General features: G+C 67.4%; 22 protein-coding genes. 5 read left to right on the top strand and 17 right to left on the bottom strand.

What is annotated here, in order from left to right; genetic code table 11:
• Window positions 1–43: 43 nt before the first annotated feature.
• The 7 genes from CEK69_RS08345 to CEK69_RS08315 all read right to left on the bottom strand — a co-directional run bounded on the left by CEK69_RS08345 (window position 44) and on the right by CEK69_RS08315 (window position 4,971).
• Window positions 44–313: an HPr family phosphocarrier protein gene (locus tag CEK69_RS08345; RefSeq protein WP_010344110.1), complete on the bottom strand. Its 270-nt coding sequence runs from the start codon at window positions 311–313 to the stop codon at window positions 44–46.
• Window positions 306–698: a PTS sugar transporter subunit IIA gene (locus CEK69_RS08340; protein ID WP_017910659.1), complete on the bottom strand. Its 393-nt coding sequence runs from the start codon at window positions 696–698 to the stop codon at window positions 306–308. The genes CEK69_RS08345 and CEK69_RS08340 overlap by 8 nt, the downstream gene beginning before the upstream one ends.
• Before the next feature lie 145 nt (window positions 699–843).
• On the bottom strand, window positions 844–1,722 hold the full coding sequence (gene rapZ / locus CEK69_RS08335; RefSeq protein WP_017913816.1) for an RNase adapter RapZ: 879 nt from the start codon (window positions 1,720–1,722) through the stop codon (window positions 844–846).
• The gene (gene hprK / locus CEK69_RS08330) at window positions 1,719–2,669 is read right to left on the bottom strand and encodes an HPr(Ser) kinase/phosphatase (protein WP_017910661.1); all 951 of its coding nucleotides are present in this window, start codon (window positions 2,667–2,669) and stop codon (window positions 1,719–1,721) included. The genes rapZ and hprK overlap by 4 nt, the downstream gene beginning before the upstream one ends.
• Window positions 2,666–3,118, bottom strand: a complete 453-nt coding sequence (locus CEK69_RS08325) for a PTS sugar transporter subunit IIA (protein ID WP_017913815.1) — start codon at window positions 3,116–3,118, stop codon at window positions 2,666–2,668. Before CEK69_RS08325 ends, hprK begins: the two co-directional genes overlap by 4 nt.
• 21 nt (window positions 3,119–3,139) lie before the next feature.
• A complete protein-coding gene (gene raiA, locus CEK69_RS08320; protein ID WP_010344105.1) occupies window positions 3,140–3,457 on the bottom strand; it encodes a ribosome-associated translation inhibitor RaiA in 318 nt (105 codons plus the stop codon).
• 50 nt (window positions 3,458–3,507) lie between these two features.
• Entirely contained in the window at window positions 3,508–4,971 is a 1,464-nt protein-coding gene (locus CEK69_RS08315; protein WP_152244986.1) for an RNA polymerase factor sigma-54, read from the bottom strand.
• 201 nt (window positions 4,972–5,172) lie between these two features.
• Between CEK69_RS08315 and CEK69_RS21025 the strand changes: the two genes are divergently transcribed.
• Both CEK69_RS21025 and CEK69_RS08305 read left to right on the top strand, forming a co-directional pair.
• Window positions 5,173–5,409, top strand: coding sequence for a hypothetical protein (locus CEK69_RS21025; RefSeq protein WP_191091431.1), 237 nt, complete (start codon window positions 5,173–5,175; stop codon window positions 5,407–5,409).
• 34 nt (window positions 5,410–5,443) lie between these two features.
• The gene (locus CEK69_RS08305) at window positions 5,444–6,112 is read left to right on the top strand and encodes a hypothetical protein (protein ID WP_152244984.1); all 669 of its coding nucleotides are present in this window, start codon (window positions 5,444–5,446) and stop codon (window positions 6,110–6,112) included.
• Between the two features lie 28 nt (window positions 6,113–6,140).
• Here the strand turns inward: CEK69_RS08305 and lptB are convergent, their stop codons facing one another.
• From lptB to CEK69_RS08280, 5 genes are all read right to left on the bottom strand, one after another.
• A complete protein-coding gene (gene lptB / locus CEK69_RS08300) occupies window positions 6,141–6,860 on the bottom strand; it encodes an LPS export ABC transporter ATP-binding protein (RefSeq protein WP_150410487.1) in 720 nt (239 codons plus the stop codon).
• Complete coding sequence (gene lptA / locus CEK69_RS08295; RefSeq protein WP_150410486.1) at window positions 6,860–7,423, bottom strand: lipopolysaccharide transport periplasmic protein LptA; 564 nt, start codon at window positions 7,421–7,423, stop codon at window positions 6,860–6,862. Before lptA ends, lptB begins: the two co-directional genes overlap by 1 nt.
• Window positions 7,401–7,967: an LPS export ABC transporter periplasmic protein LptC gene (lptC, locus tag CEK69_RS08290; protein WP_148827758.1), complete on the bottom strand. Its 567-nt coding sequence runs from the start codon at window positions 7,965–7,967 to the stop codon at window positions 7,401–7,403. Before lptC ends, lptA begins: the two co-directional genes overlap by 23 nt.
• Window positions 7,964–8,512: an HAD hydrolase family protein gene (locus tag CEK69_RS08285; protein WP_017910666.1), complete on the bottom strand. Its 549-nt coding sequence runs from the start codon at window positions 8,510–8,512 to the stop codon at window positions 7,964–7,966. Before CEK69_RS08285 ends, lptC begins: the two co-directional genes overlap by 4 nt.
• 88 nt (window positions 8,513–8,600) lie before the next feature.
• The gene (locus CEK69_RS08280) at window positions 8,601–9,602 is read right to left on the bottom strand and encodes a KpsF/GutQ family sugar-phosphate isomerase (protein ID WP_152244982.1); all 1,002 of its coding nucleotides are present in this window, start codon (window positions 9,600–9,602) and stop codon (window positions 8,601–8,603) included.
• A 52-nt stretch (window positions 9,603–9,654) separates the two neighbouring features.
• On the opposite strand from CEK69_RS08280, the gene CEK69_RS08275 reads away from it, so the two are divergent.
• From CEK69_RS08275 to CEK69_RS08265, 3 genes are read left to right on the top strand one after another with little or no spacing between them, the layout of a single operon-like run.
• Window positions 9,655–9,897 carry a BolA/IbaG family iron-sulfur metabolism protein gene (locus CEK69_RS08275; RefSeq protein ID WP_017910668.1) on the top strand — a complete coding sequence of 81 codons (243 nt, stop codon included), beginning with the start codon at window positions 9,655–9,657 and terminating at the stop codon, window positions 9,895–9,897.
• A gap of 47 nt (window positions 9,898–9,944) precedes the next feature.
• Window positions 9,945–11,219, top strand: coding sequence for a UDP-N-acetylglucosamine 1-carboxyvinyltransferase (murA, locus tag CEK69_RS08270; RefSeq protein ID WP_010344097.1), 1,275 nt, complete (start codon window positions 9,945–9,947; stop codon window positions 11,217–11,219).
• Window positions 11,216–11,530 carry a hypothetical protein gene (locus tag CEK69_RS08265; RefSeq protein ID WP_010344096.1) on the top strand — a complete coding sequence of 105 codons (315 nt, stop codon included), beginning with the start codon at window positions 11,216–11,218 and terminating at the stop codon, window positions 11,528–11,530. Before murA ends, CEK69_RS08265 begins: the two co-directional genes overlap by 4 nt.
• A gap of 458 nt (window positions 11,531–11,988) precedes the next feature.
• On the opposite strand, the gene CEK69_RS08260 is transcribed toward CEK69_RS08265, so the two are convergent.
• From CEK69_RS08260 to purM, 5 genes are all read right to left on the bottom strand, one after another.
• Complete coding sequence (locus CEK69_RS08260) at window positions 11,989–12,843, bottom strand: DUF3108 domain-containing protein (protein WP_152244980.1); 855 nt, start codon at window positions 12,841–12,843, stop codon at window positions 11,989–11,991.
• 67 nt (window positions 12,844–12,910) lie between these two features.
• Window positions 12,911–13,564, bottom strand: a complete 654-nt coding sequence (gene purN / locus CEK69_RS08255; protein WP_152244978.1) for a phosphoribosylglycinamide formyltransferase — start codon at window positions 13,562–13,564, stop codon at window positions 12,911–12,913.
• A complete protein-coding gene (locus tag CEK69_RS08250) occupies window positions 13,561–14,007 on the bottom strand; it encodes a hypothetical protein (RefSeq protein ID WP_152244976.1) in 447 nt (148 codons plus the stop codon). The genes purN and CEK69_RS08250 overlap by 4 nt, the downstream gene beginning before the upstream one ends.
• Window positions 14,008–14,015: 8 nt before the next feature.
• On the bottom strand, window positions 14,016–14,645 hold the full coding sequence (locus tag CEK69_RS08245) for a DUF2238 domain-containing protein (RefSeq protein WP_152244974.1): 630 nt from the start codon (window positions 14,643–14,645) through the stop codon (window positions 14,016–14,018).
• 5 nt (window positions 14,646–14,650) lie between these two features.
• Complete coding sequence (purM, locus tag CEK69_RS08240) at window positions 14,651–15,709, bottom strand: phosphoribosylformylglycinamidine cyclo-ligase (RefSeq protein WP_152245120.1); 1,059 nt, start codon at window positions 15,707–15,709, stop codon at window positions 14,651–14,653.
• Between the last annotated feature and the right edge of the window lie 4 nt (window positions 15,710–15,713).

Raw genomic sequence — 15,713 nt, 5'->3', positions numbered from 1 at the left:
CGGCGGCACCGCGTCCCTGCCTGCGGCCGCCGGCGGCGCATGCTCAGCTGTCCTCGTCGAAGCGCCGCTCGAACAGGTCGACCACGGCCTTGAGCGCCTCGGCTTCGTCGGCGCCGTCCACCCGCACCGTCACCGGCGTGCCCTGTGCGGCGGCCAGCAGCATCACGCCCATGATGCTCTTGGCATTGACCTCGCGGCCCTTGGCCGCCAGCGTGGCGTTGCAGCGGAACGAGGACAGCGTCTGCACCAGCTTGGCAGTGGCGCGGGCGTGCAGGCCGAGGCGGTTGGAGACCAGCAGTTCGCGTTCAAGCATCGTCGATCACCACGCCGTTGCGCGAGCCGGCGGCGGCGGTCGCGGGCAACTGCTCCAGTCCTTGTTCGGGATAGTTCATGATCCGCAACAACATCGGCAGGCTCAACGCCGACACGCGCCGCACCGGCGTGCCCAGGCGCGCCAGCCGCGCGGCGAGGTTGCTCGGGCTGGCGCCGTACAGATCCGTCACCACCAGCACGCCATCGCCGTCGTCCACCCGCCGCAACGCGGCAGATGCGTTCGGTAGCAGCGCGTCGAGGTCGGCGTCGAACGGCACCTCGAAGGCTTCGGTTTTCAGCGGCAATTGCCGCAACAGCCGGGTCGCCACGCTCAGCAGCGCGGCGCCGATCCCAGGGTGGGTGATGAGGAGAATGCCACAGGCCATGGGAGAACGTTAACAGGTCAGGCAGGGCGCAGGGAATGCCTGTGGGGAGCGGAGATTGGGGATTCGGGATTGGGGATTCGCAAGAGCCAGAGCAATGCCGCTTTTGCCAATCCCGAATCCCCGATCCCGAATCCCGGCTTTTCGATCAATCCTGCTCGCGATGGAAGGTCGCCACTTCCGGCCAGCCCTGTTCGCGAGCGTGGCGGGCCAGGCGTTCGGCCAGGTAGACCGAGCGGTGCTTGCCGCCGGTGCAGCCGAAGGCGATGGTCACGTAGCTGCGGGTGTCGTTGCGCAGCCGCGGCAGCCAGGTGTCGAGGAAGTCGATCAGTTGCGCGGTGTAGCGCTGCACGTCCGGTTGCGCGTCCAGGTACTCGCGCACGCCGCTGTCGCGGCCGGTCATCGGCCGCAGTTCCGGGTCCCAGTGCGGATTCGGCAGCACCCGCGCGTCGAACACGAAATCCGCCTCGGCCGGCACCCCGCGCTTGTAGGCGAAGGACTCGAACAGCAGCGACAGGGTGTTCTCGCTGGACAGCGCGAACTCGGTGGTGACCCGCCGGCGCAACTGGTGCACGTTGAGCGTGCTGGTGTCGATCACCGCATCGGCCGCCTCGCGCAGCGGCTCGGTGAGGGCGCGCTCGCGCTCGATCGCTTCCGGCAGCGACAGGCCCTGGCGCGACAGCGGATGGCGCCGGCGGGTGTCGGCGTAGCGCTTGATCAGCGCCTCGTCGTTGGCGTCGAAGAACAGCAGTCGCGCATCCAGGCCGAACTGCGCCACCGCCTCGCGCCAGCGCGAGAGCTGACTCAGGTCGCTGTGGCGGCTGCGCACGTCGATGCCCACCGCCAGCTTGCTGGGGCCGGCATCCTCGCGCACCAGGCTCTTGACGAAGGCCGGCAGCAGTTCCACCGGCAGGTTGTCGACGCAGTAGTAGTCCAGGTCCTCGAAGGTCTTCAGCGCCACCGACTTGCCGGAGCCGGACAGGCCGCTGACGATGACCAGGGTGGAGGTGGGGGCGCCGTCGGTCATGGGCTGCGCCGCTCCAGCAGGTTGCTGTGGCGGGCGATGAACATCGCCGCCGGATCGATGCCCTTGGTGCGCAGGATGTGCAGGCGCGTGGCGGCCTCGGTCAGCACCGCCAGGTTGCGGCCGGGCATCACCGGCAGGGTGATCAGCGGCACGTCCAGGTCCAGCACGTGGCGGGTCCCGGAATCGCCGGTGAGGCGCTCGTAGCCATGGGGCGTGGGCTCGGTCATGGGCCGGGTCAGGTGCACGATGAGCCGAAGGTACTTGTTCTTCTTTACAGCCGTGTCGCCGAACATCTCGCGCACGTTGAGCACGCCGAGCCCGCGCACTTCCAGCAGGTCCTGCAGCAGTTCCGGGCAGGTGCCGTCGAGCACGTCGGGGGCGATCTGGGTGAATTCGGGGGCGTCGTCGGCGACCAGGCGGTGGCCGCGGCTGAGCAGTTCCAGCGCCAGTTCGCTCTTGCCCGAACCCGCCTCGCCGGTGATCAGCACGCCGATCGAGTAGATCTCCATGAACACGCCATGCAGGATCACCCGCGGCGCCAGCGTGCGTGCCAGGTGGTAGGACAGGTGATTGAGCAGTTCGTGGCCGCGCTTGGGCGAGACCCACAGCGGCGTGTCGGATTCGTCGGCGGCCGCGCGCAGGTCTTCCGGGCACGACTGGTTCTTGGTGACCACCAGCGCCAGCGGCCGCACCTGCACGATCTTCTCGATGGTCTCCCAGCGCTGGCGCGCGTCCAGCGAGTCCAGCCAGGCCAGTTCCTCGGTGCCGAGGATCTGCACCTTGTTGGGGTAGATGGTGTTGAGATAGCCGGCCAGCGACGGGCGCCGGGAGACCGCATTGCCGGCCTCCAGCACCCGGTGTTCGCCCTTGTGCCCGGCGATCCAGCGCAGGCCCAGGCGGTCGCGCTGCTGGTCGAACAGCTCGCGTGCGTCGATGCTGGTGTTCATGCGGCGGCCCGTGGCGCGCCGCCGAGCAGCGCATACAGTGCGGCGGCGTCCGGCGCATTGCGCAGGGCGTCGCGGAATTCCTCGATGGAGAACTGCTCGGCCAGTTCGGACAGCAGCATCAGGTGTTGGTGGGTGTAGTGCGCCGGGACGGCCATGGCGAAGATCAGGTCGACCAGGGTGCCCTGGCCGTCGAAATCGATCGGCTGTTGCAGGCGCAGCAGCGCGCCACGTGGGGCGTCCAGGTCCGGCGCGCGGCCGTGCGGGATGGCGATGCCGTGGCCGATGGCGGTGCTGCCGAGCTGCTCGCGCTCTCGCAGGCTGGCGAAGAGTTCATCGGCGCCGGCCTGCTGGCAGGCCAGCAGACCGGCGGCGGTGTGCAGCAGGGTGTCGCGATCGGCGGCCGGAAGCACCTGGGTGCTGACGGCCGCCATCAGATCGGTCAAGGGCATGGCGGCGCAACGTGGGGAGGATCACGCGAGATTGTCGCGCACCTCGGCCGCGTGGTGGTCGTGCTTCTTTTCCTTGTGCTTGATGATCAGCCGGTCCAGCTTGTCGGCGAGCAGGTCGATCGCCGCGTACATGGTCTGCGCGCTGGCGTCGGCGTGCAGGGTGCGGCCGGGGACATTGACCGTGGCCTCGACGTGATGGTCGGGCTTGCGCAGCGCCAGCTGGGCGCGGACCTCGATGGTTTCCTCGTAGTGTCGCTTCAGCCGTTGCAGCTTGGTCTCCACATACTCGCGCAGGGCGGGGGTGACTTCGATCTGCTGGCCGTAGGTCTCGATACGCATCGGATACTCCTTGGTTCGGGTTTCACACCTATGAACCATCGCCGCCGCCGCTAGCCGATTCGAACGCGTTCGTGGGAGGCGGAAATGTTCATGGCCTCACGATACTTCGCTACGGTGCGGCGCGCTACAGGCACGCCGGCACTTTTCAGCAGGTCGGCCAGCTTGGCGTCAGAAAGCGGCTTGCGCGGATTTTCCGCCTCGATCAGCCGCCGGATCATCGCCTGGATCGCCGTGCTGGACGCCTCACCGCCGCTGTCGGTGTCGATGCCCGAGGCGAAGAAGGCGCGCAGCGGGATGGTGCCGCGCGGGGTGCGCACGTACTTGCGGGCGATGGCGCGCGAGATGGTGCTCTCGTGCAGGCCCAGTTCGCCGGCGATCTCGCGCAGGGTCAGCGGCCGCAGCGCCTGTTCGCCGAACTCCAGGAAGCCGGCTTGCTGCTTGAGCAGGCAGCGGGTCACCTTGAGCAGGGTCTCGCCGCGCGCCTCCAGGCTCTTCAGCAGCCAGCGCGCTTCCTGCAGTTGCCCGCGCAGGTAGCCGGCGTCGCTTTCGCCGCATTGGCGGATCAGCCGCTCGTAGCCACGGTGGATGGTGACCTTAGGTTGCGCGTGCGCGGACAGCGCCGCATGCCAGACCCCGCGCTGGCGCCAGACCACGCAATCGGGCACCACGTAGGTGTCGCTGCCCAGTTCGCCGATCTGCTTGCCCGGGCGCGGGTCCAGCGAGCGCAGCAGCGCGACCGCGGTGTCGACCTCGGCGGCCGGGCGCTTGAGTTCGTGGGCCAGCCCGGCCACGCCGCTGCGCGGCAACCGCTCCAGCGGACCGTTGGCGATGATGCGGGCCAGCGCCAGCCCCGGCGTGTCCTCGGGCAGGGTGTCCAACTGCAGGGTCAGGCACTCGCCCAGGCTGCGCGCGGCGATGCCGGCCGGGTCGAAGCGCTGGATCTGGTGCAGCACGGTGAGGATCTCGTCCTCCTCGGCGGCGATGTCCGGGCGCAGCGTCTCGGCGATCGCGGCCAGCGGCTCGCGCAGATAGCCGTCGTCGTCCAAGGCGTCGATCAGCGCCGCGCCGATGCTGCGGTCGCGCGCCGACAGCGGCGACAGGTGCAACTGCCACAGCAGGTGATCGATCAGGGTATCCGGCTCGGCCACGCGCTCGGCCGCGCTGCCCAGGTCGTCGTCGTCGAACGACCCGCCGCTGCCGCCGGCCCAGGCCGGCTCGGCGTCGGCCCAGTCGGCGCCGTCGCTGGCCTGCGTGGCTTCGCCGCGGTCGCCATCGCCGTTGCTACGTGTCTCGCCTGCCGCGTGGTCGCGGTCAAGGCCGTGGTCGGCGCCTTCGTTGCGTTCGAACGCCGGTGCAGCGTCTTCGGACCACTCCAGCAGCGGATTGCTCTCCACTGCCTCGGCGATCTCCACCTCCAGCTCGGCGCTGGACATCTGCAACAGCTTGATCGCCTGCCGCAACTGCGGCGTCATGACCAGGTGCTGTCCCAGCGATGTCTGCAGCCGTGCTTTCATCCGTCTTAAGTGATTAGGGAAACGGCCCTGAATCTTAGCGCTGTATGGCAGAGGTTACTTGCTTGCTCTTGGCGGAACAGGCAAAGCGACGTCTCAATAGTGCATCTTGACGATTTGTTAATTTTTGTGATAAGTATCCCGGTGCCGGCTCTTTCAGGTTGGCGCAAAAACTACGGCTAAATTACAAAAGGAGTTTGTGCTATGGCTTTCGTCGTTCCCGGTGTCAAGAATTTCATCAAAGTTCTCCCCTTTTTTGCTCTTCTGGCCTTCAGTAATTCTGCTTCCGCTAGCAGTTCTGTAACCATTGGCGGTACAACCACAACTTGCGAGAACAGTTGTGTTGTAACTCTGACTGGAAATGGCGGCTATTCGATTACTGATTGCTGTGGCGGGAGAATTGAAACTGTTATTATGCCGCGCACCAAGCCTGGCGCTTAACTTCCAATAATTTAATTTTTGTATCGGGGTTGCAATGAAGATTGGTCATCTAAGGTTAATTGGTGTCTTTATTGCAGCCCTTTTGATTGTGGTGGCGGCATCGTTTTATGTGGGGGAGGGGCACTTTAGTGTGCGCAAATTAGATGGTGCGCAGCTCAGGAGTTCTCCCATCGCCAGTGGTAAGAGTTCCACCGAAACAGCTGTTAACGTAGGCGGCAATGATGGGGAGAGTGCTGGAGAGGTTGCGGATGTAACAAAGACGTCCTTGCGCGGTCTGAAGACTGGATCGGGACCTTTTGCTGGTGAAGCTGTATTACTGAGCGGGGATAGTATGTCGCTGGGTAAAGCTAAGATTCTTTTCGATAGGGAAAATTTTCCGTCCCTGCTGAATGGATTTGAGAGGAAATACTCTGGCGATCCTGAGGCTCAAGCTTTGAAGAGGTTGTATTTCTCCGATATGAAGCGTCAGTTGTCAGGGCGTAGTGATATAAGTGGAGTTGATTTTGAGTGCGGAACTACGGTGTGTATTGGGGCGCTGCGCCTGAAAGGCGGGGTTGATGATCCTAATCTCGTTGAATCTACACTTGGAAAAACAAATCCAGTCTATGGCCTTATGGAGACTTCGGATGCAGTTGGGGATGTCATAGAAAAAAGATTTTCCTTCTCTGTGGATCCTAAGGTAAATTCGATTTCTTCAAATTAGCCGGTATTAAGTTCAATGATCGTGGAAACTAAAGCTTAAAGGTTTCTCCGAGGTATACTCGGCGCACTTCAGAATTTGCGAGTAGGGTCTCTGGAGAGCCTTGCGCCAATACGCTGCCGTCATTGAGAATATAAGCCCGGTCGCAGATTCCCAAGGTTTCGCGAACATTGTGATCGGTGATCAATACGCCGATGCCGCGCTGCTTGAGGTGGGTGACGATGCGCTGGATTTCGCCGACCGAGATCGGGTCGACGCCGGCGAAGGGCTCGTCGAGCAACATCAGCCGCGGCTTGGCCGCCAGTGCGCGGGCGATCTCGCAACGACGGCGCTCGCCGCCGGAGAGGCTGGCGCCGAGTTGGTCGGCGACGTGGCTGATCTGAAGTTCGTCCAGCAGCGCCACCAGTTCGCGTTCCTGGCCGGCGGCGTCCAAATCCTCGCGCAGTTCCAGCACCAGGCGGATATTGTCGGCGACGCTGAGCTTGCGGAACACTGACGGTTCCTGCGGCAGGTAGCCGACGCCGAGTTTGGCGCGCTTGTACATCGGTAATGCCGTGATGTCGTTGCCGTCAAGCACGATGCGCCCGGCATCGGCGTCGACCAGGCCGACAATCATGTAGAAGCAGGTGGTCTTGCCGGCACCGTTGGGGCCAAGCAAGCCAACAACTTCGCCGGCCTCCAGGGTCAGTGCGAAGTCACGCACCACTTCGCGTTGCTTGTAGCGCTTGCGCAGGCCTTCGACGAGTAACATCACTGGCCTCCTTGCTTCGGCTTGCCTGCTGCCGGAACTGGCTTGGCGGCGGATTTGGCGCCATTGGCTGGGACGGGGTTCTTCGGCTGGATCACTGTATGTACACGCGTACCGTCACCGCCACCCTGCATGTTTCCGGTCTTAGTGTTGTAGACCATGCGCTGGCCAGCGTTGGTTCCCTTCGGTGAGGTCATGCGGTAGTTCCCCGTCAGGATCACGGTGTCGTTGGAGACCGTGTAGTCAATATTGTCGGCGACACCGTCTATTGGTGAACCATCATCCATTTCTTGTTTGAGTGTTGCCTGCTTGCCCTTGAGTAGCACGCGGTCGATCTCCCCATTCTTGCGGAAGATGTCGGCGCTATCGGCGTGCACTTCCAGCGTGCCTTGGGTGATGACGACGTTCCCGGACAAGTGACACTTGCCGTTATCGTCAATCAGGTTGCAATCGCTGGCGTCAGAATTGATGTCCATCGGCTGGTTGCGGTCGGTCGACTTGGCCAGCGCCAGGGTCGGCAGCAGCAGGGCGAGCAGGGCGAGCTTAGCGGGCAGCATTCGGTTCATAACGGGACTTGACCTGTGAAAGGAGCTTGTACTGCCGGGATTTCAAGTCGACCTGGAAGCCGACGCCGGTCTGCATCATACCGGGCCGGGTCATGGTGACCGGGTCGGCGGTGCGTGCGCTGTTGGTCTGCGGGAAGACGTCCAGGCTCTGGGTACGGAAGGTGGTGGGCGGGATGCTGGGCACCTTGGGGCTGTCGCCGGCGACGTCGTCGCGCAGGCGCAGTTCGTCGCCGTTGGCGCTGACCCAGCCGGTCTTGCTGCGCATTTCCCAGTGCTGGCCGTTGGCGTCGGGCAGCAGGAACAGCGGAGTCACGATCGACATGGTCTGGTCGGTGCGGCTGCGTTCCATCTGCGGCGCGCGCAGGGTCATCGCTTCCTTGCCCTGCTTGTCCAGGCTGACGATCTCGAAGTCGCGGGCGATGTAGTCCACGCTGGCTTCGTCGGACGGATTGCGGCTGGGCTTGCTGCGCTGGTTCCAGGCCGACCAGCCGCTGATCAGGGCGCCGACCAGCAGCAGGCCGCCGAGAGTGGTACGCCAGTTCATGCGCCATGCTCCTGCAGCAGGGACGGGACGTGGCCTTGCGCCGCCAGCAGCACGTCGCACAGTTCGCGTGCGGCGCCTTCGCCGCCGCGGGCGCGGGTGGTCCAGTGCACGTGTTCGGCGGTCCAGGGATGGGCGTTGGCCGGTGCCACCGCCAGGCCGACCACGCGCAGCGGCGCCAGGTCGGGCAGGTCGTCGCCCATGAAGCAGACCTGCTCCAGGCCGATGCCGCGCTCGTCGCACAGCGCCTGCACCCCGGCGCGCTTGTCCTTGACCCCGATCTGCACCAGCAGGCCCAGTTCCTGGCCGCGCTTCTCCGCGGCCAGGCTGGGCCGCGCGGTGATCAGCGCCACGTCGATGCCGTGCCGGCGCAACTGCACCAGGCCCTGGCCGTCGAGCACGTTGAAGGCCTTGCTCTCGTTGCCGTCGCGGTCGTAGTACAGGCGGCCGTCGGTCAGTGTGCCGTCCACGTCGAAGCACGCCAGGCGGATCCGGGCGGCGCGGTCGATCAGGTCGGCGGGAAGGTCGGCCAGCGGGGAATAGGGCATGTTCGGGATATCGGGGCGGGGAGGCCGGCTTTCCAGCGGCCAGGGCCAGCGGCGTGGAGCGCCACTGGCGGTGAACGGGTTCAGCCTGTTAAACCACTCTGGCGCGCAACAGGTCGTGAATGTTGAGCGCGCCGACCGCGCGGCCGGCCGCGTCGACCACGATCAGGCCGTTGATCTGGTGCGTCTCCATCAGCCGGGCGGCCTCGGCGGCGAGCTGGTCGGCGCCGATGGTGCGCGGCTGCCGGGTCATCACCTCGGCGATGCGGGTCTGGCGCACGTCCAGCGCGCTGTCCAGCGTCCGGCGCAGGTCGCCGTCGGTGAACAGCCCGAGCAGGCGGTCGTCGGCGTCCACCACCGCGGTCATGCCCAGGCGCTTGCGGCTCATCTCCACCAGCGCTTCGCTGAGGCTGGCGTCCTCGCGGACCTTGGGCAGTTCGTCGCCGCGATGCATGACGTCGGTGATGTGCAGCAGCAGGCGGCGACCGAGGCTGCCGGCCGGGTGCGAGCGGGCGAAGTCGTCGGCGGTGAAGCCACGCGCGTCCAGCAGCGCCACCGCCAGCGCATCGCCCAGCGCCAGCGAGGCGGTGGTGCTGGAGGTCGGCGCCAGGTCCAGCGGGCAGGCCTCGGCCGGCACGCTGACGTCCAGGTGCAGGTCGGCCTCGCGCGCCAGCGTGGACTGCGCGCGCCCGGTCATCGCGATCACCGCGTTGCCCTGGCGCTTGAGCACCGGCAGCAGCATCAGGATCTCGTCGGACTCGCCGGAGTAGGACAGCGCCAGGACCACATCGGCATCGGTGATCATGCCCAGGTCGCCATGTCCGGCCTCGCCCGGGTGCACGAAGAACGCCGGGGTGCCGGTGGAGGCGAGAGTGGCGGCGATCTTGCGCGCCACATGGCCGGACTTGCCCATGCCGGTGGCGACCACGCGCCCGCGCGAACCCAGGATCAGCCGGCAGGCGGCCGCGAACTCGGCGCCGATGCGCGCGCCGACCGCCGCCAGCGCGGCCTGCTCGATCTCGACCACGCGACGGCCGCTGGCGACCAGGCCGGCGTCGTCGGGCATCGTGGGAGACAGGGGCGATACATCCATGCGGGTGCCGGTCGGAGGGTAGAATGGCCGATCATTTTATTAGGAAAGCCCGGTGGACGCCGAAACCATCCGTAAACTCATCGAGGCCGGCCTACCGGACGCGCAGGTGCAGGTGCAGGGCGACGACGGCGTGCACTTCGAGGCCACCGTGGTCAGCGCCGCCTTCGCCGGCAAGCTGCCGCTGGCCCGCCACCGCATGGTCTACGCCACCCTGGGCGAGCTGATGGGCGGGGCGATCCACGCGCTGGCCCTGACCACCCTGACCCCCGAGCAGGCCGGGCGCGCCGCCGGCTGAGCCGCCGCGCGCCCGTTTCTCCCCTTTCAATTCCCCCCACGAGACCCATGGCCAAAATCGTAGTGACCGGCGGCAACGCGCTGCACGGTGAAGTCAATATTTCCGGCGCCAAGAACGCCGTGCTGCCGATCCTCTGCGCGACCCTGCTGGCCGATGCGCCGGTGGAGATCACCAACGTGCCGCAGCTGCACGACGTGATCACCACGGTGAAGCTGCTCGGCGAGCTGGGCGCGGAAGTCACCATCGACGAAGGCACGCTGTCGCGCGGCAGCGCGATCACCGTCGACCCGCGCAAGGTCCACCAGCACGTCGCCCCGTACGAGCTGGTGCGCACCATGCGCGCCTCGATCCTGGTGCTGGGCCCGCTGCTGGCCAAGTTCGGTGCGGCCGAAGTGTCGCTGCCGGGCGGTTGCGCGATCGGCTCGCGGCCGGTCGACCAGCACATCAAGGGCCTGCAGGCGCTGGGCGCGGAGATCAGCGTCGAGAACGGCTACATCAAGGCCAGCAGCAACGGCCGGCTCAAGGGCGGCCGCTACGTGTTCGACATGGTCAGCGTCACCGGCACCGAGAACGTGCTGATGGCCGCGGCCCTGGCCGACGGCACCACCGTGCTGGAAAACGCGGCGATGGAACCGGAGGTCAGCGACCTGGCCGACTGCCTGATCGCGCTGGGCGCGAAGATCGAAGGCGCCGGCACTTCGCGCATCGTCGTGCACGGCGTGGAGCGCCTGTCCGGCGGTCGCCACGCGGTGCTGCCGGACCGCATCGAGACCGGCACCTTCCTGGTCGCCGCGGCGATGACCGGCGGCAGCGTGACCGTGCGCCGCGCGCGCGCCGACACCCTCGACGCGGTGCTGGACAAGCTCACCGAGGCCGGCGCCAGCATCGAGACCGGCGAGGACTGGATCCGCCTGGACATGCACGGCAAGCGCCCGCGCGCGGTCAGCCTGACCACCGCGCCGTATCCGGCGTTCCCCACCGACATGCAGGCGCAGTTCATGGCGCTCAACTGCGTGGCCGATGGCGTCGGCGTGATCAACGAAACGATCTTCGAGAACCGTTTCATGCACGTCAACGAACTGCTGCGCCTGGGCGCGGACATCCAGATCGAAGGGCATACCGCGATCGTGCGCGGCGCCGAGCGGCTCAGCGGCGCACCGGTGATGGCCACCGACCTGCGCGCCTCGGCCTCGCTGATCCTGGCCGGCCTGGTCGCCGACGGCGACACCACCATCGACCGCATCTACCACCTGGACCGAGGGTACGAGAACATCGAGGAGAAGCTGGGGGCGCTGGGCGCGTCCATCCGGCGCGTCGCATGATCCTCAGCGGCCGCTTCAGCCGCCGGCGCAAGGTGTTGCTGGCGATCGTGGTGGTGCTGCTGGCCTGGGTCGGCTATGCCTGGTACACCGGCATCGCCATCACCCAGGGCATCGAGGAGCGCGACATGGACTGGAACGGCGATGGCCAGGTCACCCGCGACGAGATCTGGCAGTCGTTCTACGCGGTCGGCGTCAGCCGCACCCAGAACGGCCCGCGCGAGTGCAGCACGTTCTACTGGCGCAGCACCGGCGCGCAGATCCGCGTGGATTGCCGCACCACCTTCAAGGCCGCGCCGGCGGAGAAGAAGTAACGGCGTGGGGCAGGGCGCTGCCTGAGCGGCGCCCGCCTAGGCTGTGCACCAAGGGAGAGCGCTACCTGTCGCCTCGTTGCATGTTCCATGGATGGGCGTTGACTCGCGCCGTTCGGAGCTTCTGCAATCGCTCGCCGGTTTCCGCAGGGCGATTCGCGTACTCGCGTCGGGGCTGAAGCCCCTCCCACATGGGACGCCACGCGCTGCGTTGGGAACTGCTGCCGCGCTTTCCCAAATCCCAAATCCCAATCCCGGCTCAGCGCGTCGGGGCTGAAGCCCCTCCCACATGGGAAGCACCACGGGCAGGGAATTGCTGTTGCGATTCCCCAATCCCAGCCCACACACGGGAACGATCAAGCGCGGGAAACCGCTTTCACGATTCCCCACTCCCGATTCCCAATTCCCGCGGCGAAGCCGCTTTCACGATTCCCGAATCCCCATTCCCCAATCCCGGCTTCTCAGCGCAACGCCTTGATCGTCAGGTCCAGCGCGTCCTGGCCGTTCTCGCGCTGCAGGATGCGCACCGGCACCGGCACGCCGTTGGCGATCCACAGGATGGTCTCATTGCGGCCGCCATTGGTGCGCGACACCCGCAATGCGTCGTAGCTGATGTCGCCGACCTGCACGGTCTCGGTCTGGTCGGCGGCGCGGTAGACATGTTCGCGCACCCGGCCGACGTCGACGAAGCGGTAGGTCATGGTCTTGCCGGGTTGTGCGTCGCGCATCAGCGAGAGGTTGAGCAGCAGCGCGCTCTGGTCGCCGGGCTGCAGCGGGATCGGCGCCTGCCGGTCCTTCTTCAGGTCGCCGTCCCAGCGCGCCACGCCCTGTTTCCAGTCGTACACGCCGGTGACCTTCTTGCCGAAGAACACCGCCTTCTTGACCGTGCTCTGGCTTTGCGGGACGTAGCGGCCGTCCTGCACGGTGAACACCGTGCTCTGTTCGATGTTGAGGCCGAGGATGCTGGCGAAGCCGCTGCGGCCATGCACGCCCAGGTCGACCCGCCACTGGTCGCCGCCGGTATGCACCACGTCCATGCGCGCGTCGCCGGCCGGCTTGCCCTTGTACAGGGCGTCGTAGGTGGCCACGAACGGCTGCAGCGGCGGCGGCGTCCAGGCCTCCGCCGGCAGCGCTGGCGCCGCTGCTGCGGCCGGTGCCGGTGCCGGGGCAGCGGTGGCGGGCGTGGTCGGGGCGGGGGCGGTCTGCGGCGCCGGCTGCGCGGCGGGCGCCGGCGCGACCTGCGCAGCGACGATGGGCGCCAGCAGGCCGAGGCCGGACGCGACGAGGAAGGCGAACGGACGCGGAGCGAGCTTCATGGGATCGGCTGGCGTGAGCGGGAGGGAAGAGGGGGAGGGAGGGGCCGCGGAAAGTGCGGCAGCGCATTCAGGGAAGCAGCACGTCGTCGCAATCTAGGCGCAGCGGACTAAACCGGCACTGACCGTCCAGCCAGACCTTGCCGTCCCGTTCAGCCAGGCGGCCCGCCGCGGCCAGCCGCAGCACCGCGCACAGCAGCCGGTGTTCGCGCGGCAGCAGGCGCTGCGCCAGGTCGTCGGGACCGTCGCCGGGCTGCACCGGCACCCGCACCTGCGCGATCACCGCGCCGGCGTCCAGTTCCGGCACCACGAAATGCACGCTGGCGCCGTGTTCGGCGTCGCCGGCCGCCAAGGCCTGGGCATGGGTGTGCAGGCCGCGGTACTTGGGCAGCAGCGAGGGGTGGATGTTGAGCAGGCGCCCGCCGAAGCGCTGCACGAAGCCGGCGCCGAGAATGCGCATGTAGCCGGCGCAGACCACCCAGTCCGGCCGTGCCGCGACGACCGCGTCGCCCAGCGCCTGCTCGAAGGCGACGCGATCGGGGAAGTCCTTGGGCCGCGCCGACCAGCGCCGGTCCGGCGCCACCATCGCCAGCGCCGGCGCCTCCGGACGATCGCCGAACACGCCGACCACCTCGGCATCGAGGGTGCCGGCGGCGATCGCGGCGAGGATGGCCTGCAGGTTGGAGCCGCGCCCGGAGGCGAGCACGGCAAGGCGAAGCGTCATCGGACAGGATTCCGGAACAGGGCGTCCACCGCGGGGCGTTGCAGCGTCAGCAAGGTGGCGATGCCCAGCGCAGTGCCCAGCGGGAAGCCGAAGCAGGTGATCACGGCGCCGGCGTAGCACAGCCCCAACTGGCGGCGGTGGCGCAAGGCGCGCGCAACCAGCACCTTGAGCAGCAGCGCGAGCAGGCCGAAGCCGAGCAGGATCGACAGCATCACGATCGCAATGACGCCGCTCTGCGCCTGGTCCGGGCTCTGGCCGACGGCGTTGAGCTGCGCCTCCTCGTGCACGCCGTAGGCCAGCAAAGCGCCCACCAGTAGCACCACGACGACCTGCAGCCCCGCCATGACGGCATACAGCGTCGCCAGGGTGTTCAGGTCGGAGGTGGCACGCACCACGTCGGCGACATGGCCGCCGGGGGCGGGAAGAGGCGGTGGCAGCGACATCGTCGGTCTCAGCGCGGGGTGGAGGGAAGCGGGCGCGGGGTGCGCCGCCACGGCCAGGCGCTGGCGCAGCCCAGCGTGGCCAGCAGCATGTCCATGTGCGCATCCCAGGGATCGCCCTGCTGGCCGTTGTAGGACTCGGCCTGCTCCGGCGACAGCAGCAGCGCGATCAGCCATTCCAGCCATTCGTAGACCAGGCTGACGCACATGATCGCCATCGTCGCCAAAACGAAGGCCTGCCGCGCCGACAGCGCCGGCCAGCGCTGGCGCGCGTGATCGCGCAATGCCGGCGCGAAGCACGCCCCGAACAGCAGGTGGATCAGCCGGTCGGTGTGATTGCGCTGCCAGCCGAACGCCGCACTCGGCGACCAGCCACCGGTCAGCGCGCGCAGCCATTGATCGTAGGGCACATTGGAATACAGCCAGTGCGCGGCGACGTTGTGCACGCTGATGAAGAGGCAGATAGCCGCGAAGTGGCCGGTGCGCAGCGGCCATCGCCGGTCGTGCCAGACCAGCCAGACCAGGCCCAGCACTGCCAGGGAGCTGTGCATGGCCTGTTCCGCCGGCCACAGCGGCCGCAGCCAACTGGCGGCGAACACCGCCAGCGCCAGCGTCAGCCAGGCGCGGTTGGCCGCCGCCATGCGACTCAGCCGATGTGCACGCGTTCGCCGGCGTCCGCGGCGGCCACCACCGCGCCGATCTGCCAGTGCGCCAGGCCCAGGGTGTCCAGGCTGCGCTCCAGCGCGGCCACCTGCTCCGGCGCGGCGACCAGCACGAAGCCGATGCCGCAGTTGAAGGTGCGCCACATCTCGCTGTCGGCCACCGCGCCTTCGCGCTGCAGCCACTCGAACACCGGCGGCAGGGTCCAGGCACTGGCGCGGATGTCCAGGCCCAGGCCGTCCGGGATGACGCGGATGATGTTCTCGGTCAGGCCGCCGCCGGTGATGTGCGCCATGGCATGGATGGCTTCGCCCTGTTCGCGCAGCAGCGACAGGATCGGCTTGACGTACAGCGCGGTCGGCGCCATCAGCGCGTCGGTCAGGGCCACGCCGCCGACCTGCAGGTCGGCCGGGCGCCCGGCGCGGTCATAGATGCGGCGGATCAGCGAGTAGCCGTTGGAATGCGGGCCGGAGGAGGCGATGCCGATCAGCACGTCGCCCTGGCGCACGCGGGCGCCGTCGAGCAGCTGCGACTTCTCCACCGCGCCGACGGTGAAGCCGGCCAGGTCGTACTCGCCCGGCGGGTACATGTCGGGCATTTCTGCGGTCTCGCCGCCGATCAGCGCGCAGCCGGCAAGTTCGCAGCCGCGGGCGATGCCGCCGACCACCGCCACGGTGGTCTCCACGTCGAGCTTGCCGGTGGCGAAGTAGTCCAGGAAGAACAGCGGCTCGGCGCCCTGCACCAGCACGTCGTTGACGCACATGCCCACCAGGTCGATGCCGATGGTGTCGTGGCGGCCGAGCTGCTGCGCCAGCTTCAGCTTGGTGCCGACGCCGTCGGTGCCGGACACCAGCACCGGCTCGCGGTACTTGCCGGACAGGTCGAACAGTGCGCCGAAGCCGCCCAGCCCGCCCATCACCTCGGGGCGGAAACTGCGCTTGACCAGGGGCTTGATGCGTTCGACGACGGCGTTGCCGGCATCGATGTCGACGCCGGCGTCGCGGTAGGTCAACGGGGCGGCGGCGGGGGGCTGGGAAGTGGTCACGGGC

It is taken from the genome of Xanthomonas sp. LMG 12462, from assembly GCF_009192885.1.
Lineage (GTDB): Bacteria > Pseudomonadota > Gammaproteobacteria > Xanthomonadales > Xanthomonadaceae > Xanthomonas_A > Xanthomonas_A sontii.
The sequence above is the reverse complement of the archived record's forward strand: the minus strand, read 5'-3'. Positions and strand labels throughout refer to the sequence as shown.